Here is a 19,459-nt window from a genome sequence, read left to right as displayed (position 1 = left end):
GATGGCAATTGAACAGGACAAAATTAAACGGATCCAAAAAATGGAAGGTTATTTGAATGACTATGCCAAAACTTTGGAAGAAACCAAAAAAGCAGTGGATCAGCTAAGAGAGCATCAAGAAAGCTATATCCAACTGCGCGATTATTATAGTAGTCAGGCCTATTTTGATGATTTGGACTTGTCCAATCAAGCTGGCTTTCCAGCAGATCTACCTTGTGGTGTCTTGTCCGAAGATGCTGTCTATGATTTGTTAGACGAGCATTTTCAGATGGGAGTGGAGCTCTTGGAGATCGCAACGAAGATGATCAAAGAACGGTGAAATTTCAATCTAAACTTCTCTGAACAACACAAAAAAAGCTCCGGTTTCCCGGAGCTTTTTGAATGATTAGTGTGAGACACGGCGACGTGCTGCTTTTTTGCGGTTTTCTTCGATGAAAGCTGCTTTTTGTTCTTCTGGTTCGATTACTTTTTTCTTGAATGTGTAAACTGCACCTGCGACAGCAGCAACTGTACCAGCAACACCAGTAACAAAACCTTTACCAAATCCTTTAGCCATGAGAATTTCTCCTTTTCTGAACTTTAAATATTTATGTTATAATATATGGTAACGAAAAAACGTGAATTTTGCAAGGAAAAACGATGAAAACCAAGATAATTGTGATTGTGGGACCGACTGCTGTTGGAAAAACAGCTCTTGCGATCGATTTAGCACAAGCCCTCAATGGTGAAATTATCAGTGGCGATAGTCAACAAGTCTATCGCAAGCTGGATATTGGAACAGCCAAGGCGACACCAGAAGAGCAAGCTGCAGCTCCCCATCATTTGATCGATGTGCGGGAGGTGACCGAGTCTTACTCGGCTTTTGATTTTGTAAGAGAAGCTAAGACTGCGATTGAAGAGATCACAGCTCGAGGCAAGCTTCCTATCATTGCAGGTGGGACAGGTCTTTACATCCAAAGTCTGCTCGAAGGTTATCATCTAGGTGGTGAAGTTCCTCATGAAGAGATTCTGGCCTATCGCGCTCAATTAGACGTGCTGTCGGACGAAGACTTGTACCAAAGAGTGGCGGAGCAAGGACTTGTGATTCCTCAACTCAATCGCCGTCGGGCCATGCGGGCTCTTGAAATTGCGCATTTTGGGCAGGACCTCGCAAACGAAGAGACCGATTATGAACCCTATCTCATCTGTCTAGATGATGAACGGTCCTTGATCTATGATCGCATCAATCGCCGAGTAGATCGCATGCTAGAGGAGGGCTTGCTGGATGAAGCTCGGTGGCTCTATGATGACCATCCGGAAGTTCAGGCAGCTAAAGGCATTGGTTACAAGGAACTCTTTCCTTACTTTAAGGGAGAACAGAGCCTTGAGGAAGCCAGTGAGATCCTCAAGCGCAATACGCGTCGTTTTGCCAAACGGCAGCTGACCTGGTTTCGAAATCGGATGGAAGTAAAATTTTACGCCATTTCTGCCCCCCACTTCAAGAAGCAGGTTCTTGCAGATGTAAAGGAGTTTTTACAGCATGATTGAAACAGAAAAAAAACAAGAACGCATCCTTTTGGTCGGTGTGGAACTTCAAGGCATGGACAATTTTGACATGTCTATGGAGGAGTTGGCAAGCCTGGCTAAAACAGCTGGTGGAGATGTCCGGGGCTCTTATACACAAAAGCGGGAGAAATACGATACCAAGACCTTTGTCGGCTCAGGAAAACTCGAAGAAATCGCTCAAATGGTCGAAGCAGATGAGATTACGACGGTAGTGGTCAATAATCGCCTGACCCCCCGTCAAAATGTCAACTTAGAAGAAATCCTTGGGGTCAAGGTCATTGACCGGATGCAGCTGATTTTAGATATCTTTGCTATGCGGGCTAGGAGTCATGAAGGCAAGCTGCAAGTGCACTTGGCCCAGCTCAAATACCTTTTGCCACGCCTTGTCGGTCAAGGGATCATGCTCAGCCGTCAGGCTGGAGGAATTGGTTCTCGCGGTCCAGGGGAAAGTCAGTTGGAGTTGAACCGCCGGAGCGTTCGCAATCAAATCACCGATATTGAGCGTCAGCTCAAGGCAGTTGAAAAGAACCGGGAAACCCTTCGTGAAAAACGCTTGGAATCACCTGTCTTTAAGATTGGTTTGATCGGCTATACCAATGCAGGAAAATCGACCATTATGAATCAGTTGACCAGTAAGAGCCAGTATGAAGCCGATGAACTCTTTGCGACCTTGGACGCCACAACCAAGAGCATCCACCTAACAGGCAATCTGCAAGTGACGCTGACCGATACGGTTGGCTTTATCCAAGATCTACCAACAGAGCTGGTATCGAGCTTTAAGTCGACCTTGGAAGAAAGTAAGAATGTAGACCTTCTGGTCCATGTCATCGATGCGTCTGATCCCAATCATGAAGAGCATGAAAAGACGGTGCTTTCGATCATGAAGGACCTGGATATGCTGGAGATCCCTCGCTTGACGCTTTACAACAAAGCAGATAAAGTAGCAGACTTTACACCAACCCAGACACCTTTTAGCTTGATTTCAGCGCGCTCTGAGACAGCCCGTGAAGATCTCCAGGCTTTGCTTCTAGAAAAATTGAGAGAACTCTTTGTTCCCTTTACCATTCGCGTTCCTTTTTCAAAATCTTATCGGACACATGATCTAGAAACAGTAGCGATCATTGACCAGCGCGAATTTGAAGAGGATGTCGAGGTCATTCAAGGCCATATAGCAGAGAAAAATAAGTGGAAGTTGGAAGAATTTTATGACGGATTACGTTAATTTAGCAATAAAATATGGAGGCTATACCAGCCTCGATCGGGTCTATCTGACCAATCTTTTAAGCACGATCCCTGAGGAATTGCGTCTCCGTGTGATTACGCCTCCCCCAAGTGTGATCAATGCCTATTTCGCCGAGCTCTACCAAAAGAAGAGCCCCAAAGAGGCCATGGATTATTTCTTGGACTTGAGTCGGGTATTTGACTTATTCACAGTTCAGCAAACCTTTGATGAACGAAAGCCCTTTATCCGCCTCAACTTATCAGGTAAGTCTTATGGCTTGGCTTACGTAAATGAAGAGCTAGCCTGTGTCTTTGCTGAACATCCAGCAGAGGCTATCACTCCCGCCATTTTATTTGAAATCGCAGAGATCTTTCCGCATTGCTTGGTCTTTGAAAAAGATGGCAAGATCTGCTTGCAAGAGGCTGAACCAGAAGTGGTCTCTAAAACAGAAGCCCTTTCAGCCCTGACTGACTTGATGACTTTGAACGATGGACGCTTGAAACTGTCAGGATATAACCAAGAAGAGCTCCTCGAGCTAGCGCAAGCCTACCCAGGTAACCTTTCTTTCCGTTCAGAGAACCGGACGGCCATGATTTATATAGATAGAAAGTAGACAATGGACATTCAATTTTTAGGAACGGGAGCTGGGCAACCCTCAAAAGCCCGTAATGTATCGAGCCTAGCGCTCAAATTGCTGGACGAGATCAATGAAGTCTGGCTCTTTGATTGTGGCGAAGCGACACAGAATCAAATTTTAGAAACGACCATTCGTCCGCGAAAGGTTAGCAAGATCTTTATCACTCACTTACACGGAGACCATATTTTTGGTTTGCCAGGTTTCCTCTCTAGTCGGGCCTTTCAGGCCAATGAAGAGCAGACGGATCTGGATATTTATGGTCCAGCAGGCATCAAATCCTTTGTCATGACCAGTCTTCGCGTATCAGGATCTCGCCTGCCTTACCGCATTCATTTTCATGAATTCGATGAACATTCTCTAGGTAAGATTTTAGAAACCGATAAATTTACGGTTTATGCGGAGGCTTTGGACCACACCATTTTCTGTGTGGGTTACCGGATCATGCAGAAGGACTTGGAAGGGACGCTCGACGCTGACAAGCTGAAGGCAGCGGGCGTTCCATTTGGTCCGCTCTTTGGCCAGGTCAAAAATGGACAAGATGTCACCCTGGAAGATGGGACTAAGATCATTGCTGCGGATTATATTTCAGCCCCTCGGCCTGGTAAGATTATCACGATCCTTGGAGATACCAGAAAGACTGATGCCAGCGTCCGCCTTGGGGTCAATGCGGATGTCCTCGTCCATGAGTCTACCTATGGCAAGGGCGATGAGAAGATTGCTAAGAAACACGGTCACTCGACCAATATGCAGGCAGCAGAAGTGGCGCGTGAAGCTGGAGCCAAGCGCCTTCTTTTGAACCACATCAGTGCTCGCTTCTTATCAAAAGATATCAGCCAATTGCGCAAGGATGCGTCCAGCATTTTTGAAAATGTCTATGTGGTCAAAGATTTGGAAGAAGTGGAGATCTAAGATGCGAACCATTCTCATAACAGGAGCAAGTGGAGGTTTGGCCCAAGAAATGGTCAAGCTCCTCCCTGAAGATCGGCTGATTCTCCTAGGCAGAAATCAAGAAAAACTGGAAAAGCTCTATGCCAGTCATCCTCAAGCTGAATGCATCGGGATCGATATCACTGATTCCTCAGCCGTCCAAGATTTGGTAGAAGAGCTCTATCAGCGCTACGGGCAGATCGATATCTTGGTCAACAATGCAGGCTATGGGATTTTTGAGGCCTTCGATCGCATTTCTGACCAGCAGGTGCGGGAGATGTTTGAAGTCAATACCTTTGCCCTCATGCAGCTTTCACGTTTGATGGGTGCGCACATGAAGGAAGCAGGCAAGGGGCACATCGTCAACATCGTCAGCATGGCGGGTCTCGTTGCAACTGCCAAATCCAGCCTTTATTCGGCTACTAAGTTTGCGTCCATTGGCTTCTCCAATGCCCTGCGGCTAGAACTCATGCCCTTTGGTGTCCATGTGACGACGGTCAATCCAGGCCCCATTCGGACCACTTTCTTTGATCAGGCAGACCCAGACGGAAGCTATGTCAAAGCTGTGGATCGCTATATTTTGGAACCAGACTTTGTGGCTAAGAAGATCGTGAAGAACTTTGGAAAAGCAAAACGTGAGCTCAATCTGCCTTGGCTCTTGAACCTGACCCACAAGCTCTATACCCTTTTCCCACGTATTTCGGACACGTTAGCCAGCAAGATGTTTAACTTCAAATAGGGGGAGTTAGATGGCAGCAAATATTCAAGTCTATTTAGAAAATCTCCAGCAACCTTGGGGACAGATCTATTATGACATTCTTTTTGACCAATTAAAAGACATCAAAGGCAAGCGCGTGCTTGATTTTGGCAGTGGCTTCGGCCTTGTAGCCAACCACCTGGCGCAAGACAATGACGTCCTTGCTGTAGAACCCAATGAGGAAATGGTGGCCTTGCGGGCCCAGGACCATCCCTATCAGCAACTGGTTGGAAGTTTGGATCAGTTAGCAAGCCTTGAAAATGCCAGCTTTGATGTCATCCTCAGCCACAATGTCCTGGAGTATGTAGAGGATCGCAAGGTGATTCTCAAGGAATTCACCCGCCTCTTGAAACCAGGTGGTCTGCTCTCTATCGTCAAGCACAATGAAGTTGGCCGCGTCCTACAGACCGTCGTCTTTGAAAATGATACCCAGAAGGCGCTTGATCTCTTAGCAGGTCAGGACTTGGAAACCCACTCCATGGGCTTGGCTCAGGCCTATGATCTCGATAGAGCAGTGGAAGATCTAGCCCTTGAAGTTCAGGACTACCAAGGAATTCGAGTCTTTTATGCCTTGCAGGACAATCGCTTCAAGGGTCAAGAAGGCTGGCGAGAGTCTATGCTTAAGATGGAGCTAGCCGTTTGCCAAGAGCCGCCTTACCGGGATATCGCCTTCTTCCAGCACTATACCTTAAAAAGGAGTTAAGATGGTACATTACAAACAAGAAATTCCAGCGTTAGCAGACTTACTCGCACTCTATAGCTCAGTCGGCTGGACCAATTATACCAACAACCCAGCTATGCTGGAACAAGCTGTCAAAGCCAGTCTCTGGCAGTTGGCCGTCTATGATGAGAAAGAGCTCGTCGCCTACATTCGCTTGGTAGGTGATGGTCACTCGGTTATTTTTGTGCAGGACCTTTTGGTAAGACCAGATCACCAGCGCAAAGGCATTGGAAAGAAACTCTTAACAGAGGCTTTAGCGACCTTCCCAAATGTCTATCAACGGCTCCTTGCTACTGAACGTAGCGAGAAAAATCTAGCCTTTTACAAGTCTCTCGGCTTTGTCGAACTTTCCGAGCAAGCCTGTACAGGGATGATTTATAAAAATTAATATCATACAAGAAAAAGATCTAGTCACGTTTGACTAGATCTTTCATGTTTCTTAGTAGTCTTCTTTCTTCTTAAGTTTCATAGAAGCAATAGCTGTAGCGATTAATGTCATACCAGTTGCAAGAAGTCCTAAATGATCAGCAGTTCCTGTTGACGGAAGAGATCGTTTACCTTCTTTAGGCTTGTCACTAGATTTAGGTTTTTCACTAGGCTTATCTCCATTGGATGATGGAGGTGTTGATGTTTTCGGTTTATCTGTTGATGGTGGTGGTGGAAGAAGTCTATTTACCACGTTTCCTTTATCAACAACAAGGTTTGCAGCAGCAACATAGTCGCTTACAGAAACTTTGATGACTTCATTTGAAAGTTGGTAACCGCTAGGAGCAGAGAGCTCTTTGATCACGTAATCTTTCGCTTCAAATCCAACAAAGCTTGCAAGTCCATCTTGACCAGAAATTGCTTGCGCTTGGCCTTGTCCATAAGGATTTGCAACAGATGTCACACCATCTGCTTCAAAGAGTCCAAATACTGCACCGGCTAGGTAATTACCCTTTTCATCCACTTTACGAACCTTAAGGGTGTAGAGTTTCAGTTCAGGAATATCAATTGTTGGTGGAGTTGGTGGAATAACCTTGTTGATAAAGGTTTTCTTATCTCCATAAGCAACGACTGCTTGGATAGCATTTGACGCTTCATCTTTTGTGACAGTAACTGTGACATCCACTTGACCTTCGTCGTACTGGATGTTTGCCTTATCAGCTGGTACGACTTCTTTAATGGTATATTTATGAGTACCAATCATCGCTTCCGTGTAGGCGATCGCATCAAATGTCACTGTACCATCTGCAGCATTTTGTTTTGTTTGAAGAACAGTTCCATTTTCGTCCAAGAGGTTAAAGCTAAATTCACCACCTTGAAGGTCACGACCTTCTAAAATCTTGCTTGTGGTAATTTGTTTTTCACTTGGAGTTGGAGGTGTCGGAGGTGTGTACGTGTTGGTGAAAGTAGGAGTATCCTTTTTACCGTCGTATTGCACATCCGCATTCAATTGTCCATTTTCGTCTTTTGTAACAGTTACTGTTACAGTGTGAACAGTTTCATCATAAGTAATAGCTGATTCTGGTGTAGCTGGTTTTTGTTCAACAATTGTGTACGTGAACGTACCAGCTTCATTAAAGCTTACTGGATTGAAGAGAATATCCCCATTCTCACCATTTGTCTTGGTATCAATGAGCGTACCAGCTTGATCCTTGAGAAGGAAAGTAAACTCATTTGCTTTCAATGTACGATCGCTCGAACCATTGATCGCCAATACTTTTTTAGCCTTGAATTGAGCTGACGTTGGTTTCACTGTTGGAGGAACAGGAGTTGGAGGTGTTTTCGTATTTGTAAACGTATCACCTTTCTCAGCATCTCCACCTGAGTAAGTGACAGTAGCGACGAGTTTGTCGTTTTCTTTTTTCACATCGACAGTAGCCGTGATACTTTGTGTACTATAGTTGATAGTAGCATCCGTACCCTTGTTTTCAGTGATAGTGTATGTATAGCTACCTTCCTTATTGAAGGTTAGAGACTTGAAGTTGACAGTGCCATCTGCTTTATTTTTAGCAGTTTCAACTACCGTATTATTTTCATCTTTCAAGACAAACTCAAATTGACCTTCTGTGATTGGAACTTGTTTATGTTCCTGATCACCAGCTACTTCGAAAGCTTTTTTAACAACAAGATTTGCTGAAACCGGGCTAATAGTTGGTTCGCTATTGAAAACTTTAGCATCGGCTGAGGCGGCTTTATTCACCCAAGTGTTTTCTTTTGAAACACTTTCTTGGTGTTGATCACTTTTAAGGCTAGCTACATTAGTAACACTCTTAATTTGATCAGCATGTTGCAACAGTGTTTGGTAAGAAAGAGTAATTTCATCTGTTGATGCATTTTTAAATTGGTCACTAATCTTAGTTAGATCAAGTTTAAATCCGTGTTCAGTCCACTCAATATATGGTTCTAACCCAAGGCCAGCCATTGGGATTCCATTGGCAACAAAAGTTTTTCCATTTACCTTTAGGTCAAATGAAGCAGGAAGGTAAGTTCCTCCCTTGAAGTATTGAGCAACATCTTGTCCTTTAGTAGATTTAATACGACTAAAATCAAGTGCTGGAAGGTTAGGCATTTGGTCAGTAAAGACGATACTTGATGCAGGTGCTTGTTTATCGACAGCATTATTTACTGAGATATGCCAAGTTAAAAAACCATCTGCTTGTTCATCCGTTACTGTTAAAGTATCTCTCCAGTCAGGAATTCCTGTTGGTCCCCAGATCTTCTGTGCATGTTGTAAATTAGTATTATCAGTAGCACCAGAATTGTACTTTTTAATTGGGAGCAATAATGGAACTGGGCCTTGTCCAGAACGTTTAACGATAACAGATTCGGTACCGATTTTAATCGTTCGTTCTTGATCTTTTCCGGTCGTATTGTCTTTATCCCATTTGTAATAGAAGGAGACATTTCCTTCAGCCCCTTTATTTCCACCTTTAACAAAGGTGATGGTTAGGGTCTTTCCGTCGTCTGAGACTTTACCAGTTGCGATCTCTTCTCCCTTCTCATTCTTCATTGAATTGAAGGCAGAAGAAGCGAATTTGACGTCTTCTGGCATAGAAATTTTAAAGGTATCACCTATTTCTACGCCAGTTCCGATTTCCCAGTGGTAAGAGATTTGATCTCCGTCCAATTTTGCTTGGGTTATCTTTACTTGGGTTGTTAATTCTTTTGCTTGTGTTACTTTACTTCCTGCTACAAACAGAAAAAGCACAGCAGCTAGCAATGAAAAAACAACTAAAATTGGTTTTTTCATAATTCCTCCTAATTTTTAGTATTACCAAACAAGTCCATTGTACTAATATATAGTAATAAAGTCAAAGAAAAAGCACTATTTTATTATACTGTTTTGTCATAATGATTTTATACCAAAAAAATCGTTTATTTCCCGCCATTTTCGGCTTTCATGATATAATATTCAGATAAGAAAAAGAGGAGACCAAAAGCTAGATGATCACTTCAAAATACGATTGGCAGTTAGCTTCGCCAAATGCAGATGAGGCCTTTTTAGTCCTTGCCAAAAAAGCAGGCCTGGAAGCATCCGTAGCAACCTTGCTGTATGAGCGTGGCATTCAGACCAAAGAGGATTTAGAAGACTTTTTAGAGCCCAAGCTTGAGAAGCTACACGACCCTTATTTGCTCCATGATATGGACAAGGCAGTGGAGCGCATCCGACGGGCCATCGAAGATTATGAGCAGATCCTCATCTACGGAGACTATGATGCGGATGGGATGACTTCGGCCTCCATTATGAAGGAAACCTTGGAGCAGATGGGTGCAGAGGTGCAAGTCTACCTACCCAACCGCTTCACAGACGGCTACGGTCCCAATGAGAGTGTCTATAAATACTTTATCGAGCAGCAAGGCATTTCCCTGATTGTCACGGTGGACAATGGTGTGGCAGGCAATCAAGCCATTGCCATGGCTCAAGCGATGGGGGTTGATGTCATCGTGACCGACCACCACTCCATGCCAGAGGTTTTACCGGATGCATATGCGATCATTCATCCAGAGCATCCAGATGCGGATTATCCCTTCCATTATCTAGCAGGCTGTGGGGTGGCCTTTAAGTTAGCTTGTGCCCTCCTAGAGGAAGTGCCGGTTGATCTCTTAGATTTAGTCGCAATTGGAACCATTGCTGACATGGTGAGCCTGACTGATGAGAATCGGATTCTGGTCAAATACGGTCTGGGTGTTCTCCAACATACTCAGCGCATGGGCTTGCAGGAGCTCTTGGAGATCGCAGGGATTCGTCCGGAGGATGTCAATGAAGAAACGGTTGGTTTTCAGATTGCTCCTCGTCTCAATGCCCTTGGCCGCCTCGATGACCCTAATCCAGCCGTCGAACTCCTAACAGGATTTGACGATGAAGAGGCGCACGAGATTGCCCTCATGATTCATCAAAAGAATGAAGAACGAAAAGAGATCGTCCAAGCTATCTATGACGAAGCCAAAACTATGGTCGATCCAAGTTTGTCCGCCCAAGTCTTGGCCAAAGAAGGTTGGAATCCTGGGGTTCTTGGCATTGTAGCTGGTCGTTTATTGGAAGAGCTTCATCAGCCAGTAGTTGTTTTAAACATCGAAGATGGGCGTGCTAAAGGAAGCGCTCGGAGTCCTGAGTCGGTCAATATCTTTGAGGCCCTCGATCCCCACCGGTCGCTCTTTGTCGCCTTTGGAGGACATGCTGGTGCAGCAGGAATGACGCTCGAAGTGGACCAACTTCCTGCCCTGTCTCAGGTTCTTACGGATTACATTGCAGAACAAGAGATTGATCTCAGCAGCAAGTCTAGCTTAGCCATCGACGAGGAACTGCATCTAACAGAACTAACGCTTGAGACCTTGAAAAGTTTTGATCGCTTGAGTCCATTTGGCATGGACAATAAAAAGCCAGTCTTTCTGGTCCGTAATTTCAAGGTAGAAGGGGCACGCTCGATGGGAGCCGGTAATACCCATTTGAAACTCAAAATTTCTCAAGAAGATGCGACCTTTGAGGTGGTTGCCTTTGGTTTGGGAATCTTAGAGGCAGAGTTTGCACAGGCGCAAGACCTAGAGCTAGCTGTGCGGTTGTCGGTCAACCAATGGAATGGTCAAACGACTCTCCAGCTCATGCTGGTTGACGCGCGTGTGGACGGCGTGCAGCTCTTTAATATCCGCTCTAAAAATGCTAGCCTACCCGCAGGTGTTCCTGTTCTTGATTTTACCCAAGAACTGCCAGATCTGACAGGCGAGCCCGCTGTTGTAGTTGGAAATATCCCTGAGGATTTAGAGCGACTACGGCAAATCTTCCAAGAGCATGATTTCCAAGCCGTCTATTTCAAAAATGAGATCGCCAAAGCCTACTATCTGACAGGATACGGCAGCAGGGACCAGTATGCCAAGCTCTATAAGACCATCTACCAGTACCCGGAATTTGATGTCCGCTACAAACTCAAAGACCTAGCAGCCTATCTCAAGATCCAGCAGATCCTATTGGTCAAAATGATTCAGATCTTCCAAGAACTGGGCTTTGTGACCATTGAAAATGGCATCATGAAGGTTAATAAAGAAGCAGAAAAACGCGAAATCGCAGAAAGCAGCATCTACCAAAACCTCAAACAAACGGTGAAAGAGCAGGAGTTGATGGCCCTTGGAACAGTTCGTGAAATCTACGACTATCTGACAGGTCAGGCCTCATGAAAAGACAGCTAAAATATTTTCTATGGCTCAGCCCCGTGTTACTTTTAGCTCTTTATTGGTTGGGAATCTACCTGAGCCTAAAAAATCCCATGGAGGAGATCGTTTACTCTGAAAATGGTGGATGGATGCGTTATGTTATGTTTAAGCCTTATACGCAGATCATTGGAAGTGATGATGCTTTTCAAGAGGGTGAAGGACATAAAACTTTCTCTTTTTCCAAAAATATTGTCGATGATAAGCAACATCTTTCTGTAACAGTATTTAAGGGAACTTCTGATTGGTTATATTTGTATGATCATGAGTTGGATAGTAAAACCATGATTGGATTTGGATTTGTTTATGACTCTCATAAAAAAGCTATAGTGCAAGAAAAAGTATATCTAGAAACAGATAACAAAATCTATAAAGACCAGCAACTCCTTGAGAAACTTGCCGCCTATGGCAAAGACCGTGCTTGGTTGAAAAAGCAAAGTAAGAAGGTTGCCGAGCAATACATCCTTGGTACCTGGTTTAAGAATGGAAGTTCCCGTTATTCCCTGAAAAACTTAGGTGATATGAAAATCGAGTACAATAAATTGATAGAAGAATAGTAAGTTTTTTTGGAACTCAATCCCACATCATTTTTCGGATGTGGGATTTTTGCTTTTGACGCGGGAGCTTGGGAAAATGATTTGGCAAAAAATGATGCAAGTTAGTGGAATTCATGATATAATGGAATGTAAAAAATTTTTTATGAAAGAAAGTTAACTATGAATTTAAAAGATTACATTGCAAGCATTGAAAACTATCCGCAAGAAGGAATTACCTTCCGTGATATCAGCCCTTTGATGGCAGATGGCAATGCTTATAGTTATGCGATTCGTGAAATCGTTCAATACGCAACGGATAAGAAAATCGACATGATCGTTGGTCCTGAAGCGCGTGGTTTCATCGTTGGATGTCCGGTCGCTTTTGAGTTGGGAATTGGATTTGCGCCTGTTCGTAAACCTGGAAAATTGCCACGTGAAGTCATCTCTGCTGACTACGAAAAAGAATATGGTGTGGATACCTTGACCATGCACGCTGATGCTATCAAACCAGGTCAACGTGTCCTCATCGTTGATGACCTTTTGGCGACTGGCGGTACGGTGAAAGCAACCATCGAAATGATCGAAAAACTCGGTGGAGTTGTTGCAGGTTGTGCCTTCTTGATCGAGTTGGACGACTTGAAAGGTCGCGAAGCGATCGGCGATTACGACTACAAAGTCTTGATGCATTACTAATATAGTCTAATACTATAACTGGCTACAGAAAAACCATAATTGAAAACTATAAGCTCCTATCATATAATGTTAGTTAAGAACTTGTAAGATGGGAGCTTTTTATGCCAATTACTCTAGATAAAAAATTACCAGCAGTCGATATCCTTCGTTCAGAAAATATTTTTGTCATGGATGATGTTCGGGCGACTCACCAAGATATTCGGCCGATGAATGTTCTCATTCTTAATCTGATGCCGACCAAGGTTGCGACAGAAACCCAGCTCTTACGGCTCCTTGCCAACACGCCCTTGCAGATCAATGTAGATTTCCTCTACATGGCGAGCCATGAATCCAAGAATACAGCGGCAGAGCATTTGGAGAGCTTCTACAAGACCTTTGAGGATATCAAGGAGAATTACTATGATGGCTTGATTGTGACAGGGGCTCCTGTCGAAAAGATGGACTTTGAGGAAGTGGACTACTGGGAAGAATTAACCCAGGTCTTTGAATGGTCCAAGCGGCATGTCTTTTCTACCTTGCACCTTTGTTGGGGAGCCCAGGCTGGACTGTACCACCGTTACGGGATTCAAAAAGTAGAGCTCTGTGACAAGCTATCGGGTATCTATGACCAAGCAGTGGTGCGTCCCGATAGTCTGCTCATGAGAGGCTTTGACGATCGATTCCTTGCCCCTCATTCCCGCTATACAGATATTCCTTTGAAGGAAGTCCTTGAAAAGAGCAATCTTCAAGTGATCGCGCAAGGAAATGAAGTTGGGCTTTCCATCATTGCTAGTCCAGATATGCGTGAGGTGTATAGCTTTGGCCATCTGGAATATGATCGCGATACGCTGGCAAAAGAATATCACCGAGATGTCAAGGCAGGCTTGGATCCGGATGTTCCCAAGAATTATTTTGATGGGGATGACGCTAATACAGAGCCTCGCATTCGTTGGAATCTAGCTGCAACGACCTTCTTTAGTAATTGGATCAACTATGCGGTTTATCAAGAAACACCTTACCGCTTGGAAGAATTGGAAAAAGATATTTCATTTTATGGTTACCTATAAAGGGGAATTATGACATATTCACAAGCATTTAAGTATGGCAACTTGGTTCTTCCAAGTGCCTTGCTTTTTCATTATCATGAGTTGTTTGACCAAGCAGATGACTACTTGGTTTGGCAGTTTTTCTTCCTTCAAAATACGACTGGCCAAGATGCCTTAACTCCCAATCAGATTGCTAGTCATCTGGGAAAAACGGTGACAGAGGTCAATCGGATTATGTCCAATTTGACTACCAAGGGACTCCTTCAATACCGGACCATTGAGCTTAATGGCGAGATTGAAGCTATCTTTGATGCGACTATTGCCCTGGAGCGCTTGGATGAGATTTTAGAAGCCCAAACACAAGGGAAGGCACAAAGCGCGCCTGCGAAGGGAAATGTCATCAAGGACTTGGTGGAAACCTTCCAACAAGAACTGGGACGACTCTTGACACCTTTTGAGATTGAAGATTTGACCAAGACCGTGCGCGAAGATCAGACAGATCCAGATGTGATCAAGGCAGCATTACGAGAAGCTGTCTTTAACGGCAAGCCTCACTGGAAATATATCCAAGCCATTTTACGCAACTGGCGCAGTGAAGGCATCAACAGCCTGGCCCAAGTAGAGGCGAAGCTACAAGAACGCGAGCAAGCCAACCCACGCAATGTGACGGTTTCAGACGATTTCTTGAAGGCCATGGATTTGTGGAAGGATTAAGAGGAGACGATTGATCAATTGAAATGGGGAGATAAAAACAGACGCAGACGATTTAGATGGCTCTATCCGACTATGTTAGTGGTCGGATTGTTTTTATTGTTTGGCATGATCAGCTTTTACTACGTACGGACCAACCTATTAACTTCGGGCCTGTACCCAGTAGAAGAGACTCTACTAGAGGCTGGCTATACCAAAACGAAGACAGGATTTCGTAAAAAAGATGCCAATGTAATCATTGACATCCAGTGGAACGCAAAAACAAAGGTATTTGATAAAAATCATTATCGCTTTAAAGCCCATCAAGAGACAACTTTCTGGAAGAAAACCTATGTGGATAAGGAAACACTTGAACGTTTGACCAATGGCCAGCTGTCTAACCAATATGGTTTCGTGCAGTACACCAAGGTTAATAAGAAAGATTGGCTAAGGGTTTCTCCAAGACTAATAGCCCACGCTGGAGGGACGGTCCGGGAGAAGGAGTACAATACGAAGTATACCAATTCCTTAGAGGCTTTACGGCAAAATTACAATCTCTGCCATCGCTTGTTTGAAATGGATTTTAATTTGACTAGTGACAAGAAATTAGCTGCAGTTCATGATTGGCACCATTTTGGAAACAAAGATGATGTCGCACCTTCTTCTAAGGAATGGAAGAAATTTCAGGGTTATGGTTCCCCAGAAACACCAAGTCGCTTTACGACCATGTTAATAGGGGATGTGTTTGATCAAATGATAATTAATCGAGATATGGTGTTGGTGACAGATACCAAATCGATGGAAATCCCTAAGGAAGATAGGATTACACAATTTAAAGAACTTGTTTCAGAAGCAAACAAGCGAGACAAAGAACTATTGGATCGTGTGATTCCACAAATTTATCATCAAGAGATGTTCGGAGAAATCGAATCTATTTATCCTTTCAAGCACGTGATCTATACGCTCTACGCCTCACCAGATAGTGGAGAAGAAGTGCTGGATTTTATCGCCAAGCACAAGGAAATCGAGGCGGTGACCGTCCCTATCGACGATTCTCGCTTAACTCCTAAGTTTATCGAACAGGTACATAAACTTGGAAAACGGGTCTATGTTCATACCATTCAAACCTATGAGAGCCTAACTAAGTATGCTGCGATCAATGTTGATGGCTTTTACACTGGCTTATTGACTCCACAGGATATGGCCGTGTATGAATCCGTACCGAAATAAAACAGAAAACTAGCCCTTTCATCAGGCGCTAGTTTTTTCATTTATAGATAGTCCGCGTAGGCTTTTTCTAGTTTGGTAAGGAGTGCTTGTTTTTCCTCATCGCTAGCAAAGGAAGCCTGGATGGCATCGACATTGTGTTGGTAAAAGTCAGTTTCCTTGGTTTGGAAGTGCTGATGGTAGAGGGCATATTCCTTGGTGAGGTCGGTATCAGATACAATCCGGTTATCGGTATTGATACTGATCCGAGCTCCGGCTGCCTTCATCTTCAAATAAGGAAAATCTTCTATAGTCGGTGCTGCTTTTGTTTGTAGGTTGCTGGTCAAGCAGAGTTCACCGGTGACTTCATTTTCAACAAAAGACTGGAGTAAGGCTGGTTCATGAGATAGAGCTGTCACGTGGCCATTGCGTTTGATGCCAAAAGCAATCGATTGGGCTACAAAGTGTGGGCAATGACACTCACCTGCGTGAAGCGTCATCGGCCGATGGTAACTCTTGACTTGCTCGATTAAAGGTCGAATATCTTCTGGAGAGTAGTTGTGCTCATCCCCGGCAAAGTCAAAACCAACAAAATCTTGATCACTAACTTGGTTGGCTTCTGCAAGAATGCGAGAGGTGACTTCTTGATCGGACTGGCGCATGCCACAGACCAAGGCTTTTGCAACAATGCCAAATTCCTCCTGGGCTTGGCGTAGACCATCGCAGACAGCATCGATGGTTTCTGGGACGGTGAGGCCTTGGTCCATGGACAATTCTGGTGCAAAGCGGACCTCGATGTAGACGACATTTTCGAGAGCAGCTTGCTTGGCCACATCGTAAGCAGCAAGGGTCAAAGCTTCCTTGGTCTGAAGAAGAGGTCGAATGTAGTCAAAGGCCTCCAAATAGTCCAAAAGATTCTCACAGTGGGTAGGTGCGATGACATGGTGCTTGAGTTCCTCATCACTAGCAGGTAGGTCAATATTGGCCATGGCTGCCAGCTGGCGAATGATTGGAAGCGACAAGGAACCGTCTAAGTGACAGTGAAGTTCTGTCTTTGCCAAACTATGAAAATCGATCGTGGACATGGTTTTCTCCTTAAAATTGTATTTTTTCTATACTATCATTTTGACAAAAAAAGTCAAGTAGCCTTCGCGTAGCAGATCTTTGAAAGGGAGCCCAATATTTGATATGCTAGGAGTAGCGAAATAAAGGAGAAGAAAGATGTCAGACTATCAATTACCAGAAGTATGGGAAGCACCGAGCCAAATGGGAGGAGCCTGGGGTGGCTTGAACCAACCAACAGCAGGTGCCCGCTTTGAGCAGACCCTTCCAAAAGGCGACCAGCCTTTCCAACTCTATACCCTTCCAACACCCAATGGGATCAAGGCTACCATTATGCTTGAAGAACTGAAAGAGCTGGGAGTGGATGCAGGCTATGACGCTTATCGGATCAAGATTGGCGAGGGAGATCAGTTTGGTAGTGACTTTGTAGCCATCAATCCAAACTCGAAAATTCCAGCTATGTTGGATCAATCAGGCGATCAAGCCATTCGTGTCTTTGAATCGGCCAATATCCTCCTGTATCTAGCAGAGAAATTTGGCAAATTAATCCCGACTGATCCGGCTAAACGGACAGAAGTGCTCAACTGGCTCTTCTGGCAGACGGGTGCTGCACCTTTCTTAGGGGGAGGTTTTGGTCATTTCTTCCACTATGCGCCGGAGAAAATCGAGTATGCCATCAACCGCTTTGCCATGGAAGCCAAACGTCAATTGGACTTATTGGATAAGGAGCTTGCCACTAAACCTTATATCGCAGGGGATGACTACACCATTGCAGATATTGCCATCTGGTCTTGGTATGGCCGTCTAGCCCAAGACAAGATCTGGGACCGTGCAGGGATATTCCTAAATGTGAAGGAATACAAGCATCTGCAGGCTTGGACAGAGAAAATCGCCAATCGCCCAGCTGTGAAACGTGGCTTGGAAGTAGACTATAAGGAAATTGACTAAAGTCTAAGTATAGATAATTCAATTGTATTGAGATTTTCTTTAGGTGAGTTCGGACGTCAGCGAACTTCGTAGAAGTTCCATGACTTAGTTTTGAACCTAAGGTTTCAAAACTCCCGAGTGCATGAAACAAAAAGTTTCATGCACTTTTCTCACTGCAGAAAACTCAATACGTATTTTTTTGGCTCCAAAAATAAGAGATTTCTCGACTTATATAGCTAGCTAGAACAATTTAGCAACAATTTGATAAGGCGCCGTCGCGCCTTTTTTTAATGGTGCAAACATGGTATACTAAAGGGTGGAATAAAAGTTTAGAAAGTAGCACATGGAATTTACAAAATTATCAAATCGCTTGGACTTGGTGGCTAGCTTCGTCCCAGCTGGAGCGCGTCTGTTGGACGTGGGAAGTGACCATGCTTATCTGCCAATCGCCCTCTTACAAGAAGGTAAGATTGAGGCCGCTATTGCTGGTGAAGTGGTAGAGGGACCCTATCAGTCTGCCCTGCAAAATGTCGCCGATAATGGCTTAGAGGACAAGATTGAAGTCCGTCTGGCCAATGGCTTGGCTGCCTTTGAACCAGCAGACGGCATTTCCTGTATCACCATTGCTGGCATGGGTGGACGCTTGATTGCAGATATCTTAGCGGCAGGTCTTGAGAAATTAGCCAATGTCTCTCGCTTGGTTCTGCAGCCCAATAATCGAGAGGATGAACTGCGGGCTTGGTTAGTCGACCACGATTTCCACATTATTGATGAAGCTATCTTGGAAGAAAATGAGAAGTTTTATGAGATCCTTGTGGTGGAACACGGTTCTCAAGAGTTGACAGCCAAGGAACTACGCTTTGGTCCCCATTTGATGCGGGAACAAGCTCCAGCCTTTGTCCAAAAGTGGTCCAAGGAAGTGGAGAAATTAGCCTTCGCCTTGGAGCAGGTCCCAGTTGAGAATCAATCTGCCAGAGAATCGTTAGAAGAGCGCATCGCTCACATCAAGGAGGTTCTACATGTTAGCAAGTGAAGTCATCAAACGCTATGAATCCTATTGTCCTCAGGAATTGTCTATGGAGGGAGATGTCCGTGGCCTACAAGTCGGCACGCTACAAAAAGACATCAAGAAGGTCATGGTAGCCCTAGATATTCGGGAGCAGACGGTGGCAGAAGCAATCGCTCATGGGGTGGACTTGATCATCGTCAAGCACGCGCCTATTTTCCGTCCCATCAAGGATTTGGTAGCTGATCGGGCCCAAAATCAGATTTATATCGATTTGATCAAGCATGATATCGCAGTCTACGTCAGCCATACTAATATTGACATTGTCCCAGATGGTCTCAACGATTGGTTCTGCCAGCTCTTGGACATTGAAGATACAGAGCCCCTCAGTATGACAGGGGAAGGACTGGGAATCGGCCGGATCGGTCGGGTAGCTACTCAAACCTTTGGTCAGTTGGCTGACAAGGTCAAAGAAACATTTGGCTTGGATGCTTTGCGCTTGGTCTGTTATGATCAGGCGGATTTGGATCGGGTTATCAAGCATGTCGCCATCTGTGGAGGAAGTGGCCAGTCCTTTTACAAGGATGCTCTCGCCAAAGGAGCAGAGGTCTATATCACCGGAGATATCTACTACCACACGGCTCAGGACATGCTGAGCGATGGGCTCTTGGCCTTGGATCCAGGTCACCATATCGAGGTTCTCTTTGTGTCAAAATTAGTAGAAAAGCTCAATCAGTGGAAGTCTGAGGAAGCCTGGGAGATTGAAGTGATTGGCAGTCAAGCCAGCACCAATCCTTTTTACCATATCTAAGGGGGC

General features: G+C 44.6%; 20 protein-coding genes. 17 read left to right on the top strand and 3 right to left on the bottom strand.

The features are described from left to right. Position 1 precedes the first annotated feature (1 nt). Complete coding sequence (locus tag O3605_RS06285; RefSeq protein ID WP_371585596.1) at positions 2 to 319, top strand: DUF4298 domain-containing protein; 318 nt, start codon at positions 2 to 4, stop codon at positions 317 to 319. A 66-nt stretch (positions 320 to 385) separates the two neighbouring features. Here the strand turns inward: O3605_RS06285 and O3605_RS06280 are convergent, their stop codons facing one another. Further along, positions 386 to 556, bottom strand: coding sequence for a DUF3042 family protein (locus O3605_RS06280; protein WP_003002781.1), 171 nt, complete (start codon positions 554 to 556; stop codon positions 386 to 388). Positions 557 to 639: 83 nt separating this feature from the next. Between O3605_RS06280 and miaA the strand changes: the two genes are divergently transcribed. Genes miaA through O3605_RS06245 form a run of 7 tightly spaced genes read left to right on the top strand, consistent with a single transcriptional unit; the run spans position 640 to position 6,197 of the window. Continuing rightward, entirely contained in the window at positions 640 to 1,527 is an 888-nt protein-coding gene (gene miaA, locus O3605_RS06275; RefSeq protein ID WP_371585588.1) for a tRNA (adenosine(37)-N6)-dimethylallyltransferase MiaA, read from the top strand. Beyond that, positions 1,520 to 2,767 carry a GTPase HflX gene (gene hflX / locus O3605_RS06270; protein ID WP_371585586.1) on the top strand — a complete coding sequence of 416 codons (1,248 nt, stop codon included), beginning with the start codon at positions 1,520 to 1,522 and terminating at the stop codon, positions 2,765 to 2,767. Before miaA ends, hflX begins: the two co-directional genes overlap by 8 nt. Further along, complete coding sequence (locus tag O3605_RS06265; protein ID WP_049498006.1) at positions 2,751 to 3,380, top strand: cystathionine beta-lyase; 630 nt, start codon at positions 2,751 to 2,753, stop codon at positions 3,378 to 3,380. The genes hflX and O3605_RS06265 overlap by 17 nt, the downstream gene beginning before the upstream one ends. Before the next feature lie 3 nt (positions 3,381 to 3,383). Beyond that, entirely contained in the window at positions 3,384 to 4,313 is a 930-nt protein-coding gene (gene rnz / locus O3605_RS06260; RefSeq protein WP_014713571.1) for a ribonuclease Z, read from the top strand. Between the two features lies 1 nt (position 4,314). Then, positions 4,315 to 5,070: an SDR family NAD(P)-dependent oxidoreductase gene (locus O3605_RS06255; protein WP_049498007.1), complete on the top strand. Its 756-nt coding sequence runs from the start codon at positions 4,315 to 4,317 to the stop codon at positions 5,068 to 5,070. 10 nt (positions 5,071 to 5,080) lie between these two features. Further along, positions 5,081 to 5,791 carry a methyltransferase domain-containing protein gene (locus O3605_RS06250; protein WP_371585584.1) on the top strand — a complete coding sequence of 237 codons (711 nt, stop codon included), beginning with the start codon at positions 5,081 to 5,083 and terminating at the stop codon, positions 5,789 to 5,791. Between the two features lies 1 nt (position 5,792). Then, a complete protein-coding gene (locus O3605_RS06245; RefSeq protein WP_371585582.1) occupies positions 5,793 to 6,197 on the top strand; it encodes a GNAT family N-acetyltransferase in 405 nt (134 codons plus the stop codon). 51 nt (positions 6,198 to 6,248) lie between these two features. Here O3605_RS06245 and O3605_RS06240 read toward each other — a convergent pair whose 3' ends face one another. Further along, positions 6,249 to 9,044 (bottom strand): streptococcal pilin isopeptide linkage domain-containing protein, encoded by a 2,796-nt coding sequence (locus O3605_RS06240; RefSeq protein ID WP_371585580.1) that lies wholly within the window; start codon positions 9,042 to 9,044, stop codon positions 6,249 to 6,251. Positions 9,045 to 9,238: 194 nt separating this feature from the next. Here O3605_RS06240 and recJ point away from each other — a divergent pair, with 194 nt between their 5' ends. The 6 genes from recJ (at position 9,239) to O3605_RS06210 (ending at position 15,671) form a co-directional block, all read left to right on the top strand. Beyond that, positions 9,239 to 11,464 carry a single-stranded-DNA-specific exonuclease RecJ gene (gene recJ / locus O3605_RS06235; RefSeq protein ID WP_371585579.1) on the top strand — a complete coding sequence of 742 codons (2,226 nt, stop codon included), beginning with the start codon at positions 9,239 to 9,241 and terminating at the stop codon, positions 11,462 to 11,464. Then, the gene (locus O3605_RS06230) at positions 11,461 to 12,054 is read left to right on the top strand and encodes a TipC family immunity protein (protein ID WP_371585578.1); all 594 of its coding nucleotides are present in this window, start codon (positions 11,461 to 11,463) and stop codon (positions 12,052 to 12,054) included. The genes recJ and O3605_RS06230 overlap by 4 nt, the downstream gene beginning before the upstream one ends. A 159-nt stretch (positions 12,055 to 12,213) precedes the next feature. Continuing rightward, a complete protein-coding gene (locus O3605_RS06225) occupies positions 12,214 to 12,726 on the top strand; it encodes an adenine phosphoribosyltransferase (RefSeq protein WP_003002788.1) in 513 nt (170 codons plus the stop codon). Between the two features lie 101 nt (positions 12,727 to 12,827). After that, entirely contained in the window at positions 12,828 to 13,772 is a 945-nt protein-coding gene (metA, locus tag O3605_RS06220; RefSeq protein ID WP_049498013.1) for a homoserine O-acetyltransferase MetA, read from the top strand. Positions 13,773 to 13,781: 9 nt separating this feature from the next. Continuing rightward, positions 13,782 to 14,465 carry a DnaD domain-containing protein gene (locus O3605_RS06215; protein ID WP_049498014.1) on the top strand — a complete coding sequence of 228 codons (684 nt, stop codon included), beginning with the start codon at positions 13,782 to 13,784 and terminating at the stop codon, positions 14,463 to 14,465. Between the two features lie 18 nt (positions 14,466 to 14,483). Beyond that, positions 14,484 to 15,671 carry a glycerophosphodiester phosphodiesterase family protein gene (locus O3605_RS06210; RefSeq protein WP_049498015.1) on the top strand — a complete coding sequence of 396 codons (1,188 nt, stop codon included), beginning with the start codon at positions 14,484 to 14,486 and terminating at the stop codon, positions 15,669 to 15,671. A gap of 41 nt (positions 15,672 to 15,712) precedes the next feature. Here the strand turns inward: O3605_RS06210 and add are convergent, their stop codons facing one another. Beyond that, on the bottom strand, positions 15,713 to 16,732 hold the full coding sequence (gene add, locus O3605_RS06205) for an adenosine deaminase (protein ID WP_371585575.1): 1,020 nt from the start codon (positions 16,730 to 16,732) through the stop codon (positions 15,713 to 15,715). Positions 16,733 to 16,868: 136 nt separating this feature from the next. Here add and yghU point away from each other — a divergent pair, with 136 nt between their 5' ends. The 3 genes from yghU to O3605_RS06190 all read left to right on the top strand — a co-directional run bounded on the left by yghU (position 16,869) and on the right by O3605_RS06190 (position 19,453). Next, positions 16,869 to 17,657: a glutathione-dependent disulfide-bond oxidoreductase gene (yghU, locus tag O3605_RS06200; protein WP_371585573.1), complete on the top strand. Its 789-nt coding sequence runs from the start codon at positions 16,869 to 16,871 to the stop codon at positions 17,655 to 17,657. A gap of 322 nt (positions 17,658 to 17,979) precedes the next feature. Beyond that, entirely contained in the window at positions 17,980 to 18,669 is a 690-nt protein-coding gene (locus O3605_RS06195) for a tRNA (adenine(22)-N(1))-methyltransferase (RefSeq protein WP_371585571.1), read from the top strand. Then, positions 18,656 to 19,453, top strand: coding sequence for a Nif3-like dinuclear metal center hexameric protein (locus O3605_RS06190; protein WP_049498019.1), 798 nt, complete (start codon positions 18,656 to 18,658; stop codon positions 19,451 to 19,453). Before O3605_RS06195 ends, O3605_RS06190 begins: the two co-directional genes overlap by 14 nt. Positions 19,454 to 19,459 lie beyond the last annotated feature (6 nt).

The organism is Streptococcus sp. 27098_8_99 (assembly GCF_041431935.1).
GTDB classification, from domain to species: Bacteria; Bacillota; Bacilli; order Lactobacillales; family Streptococcaceae; genus Streptococcus; species Streptococcus parasanguinis_D.
Note: the sequence above shows the minus strand (reverse complement) of the source record. Positions and strands in the feature narration are given on the sequence as shown.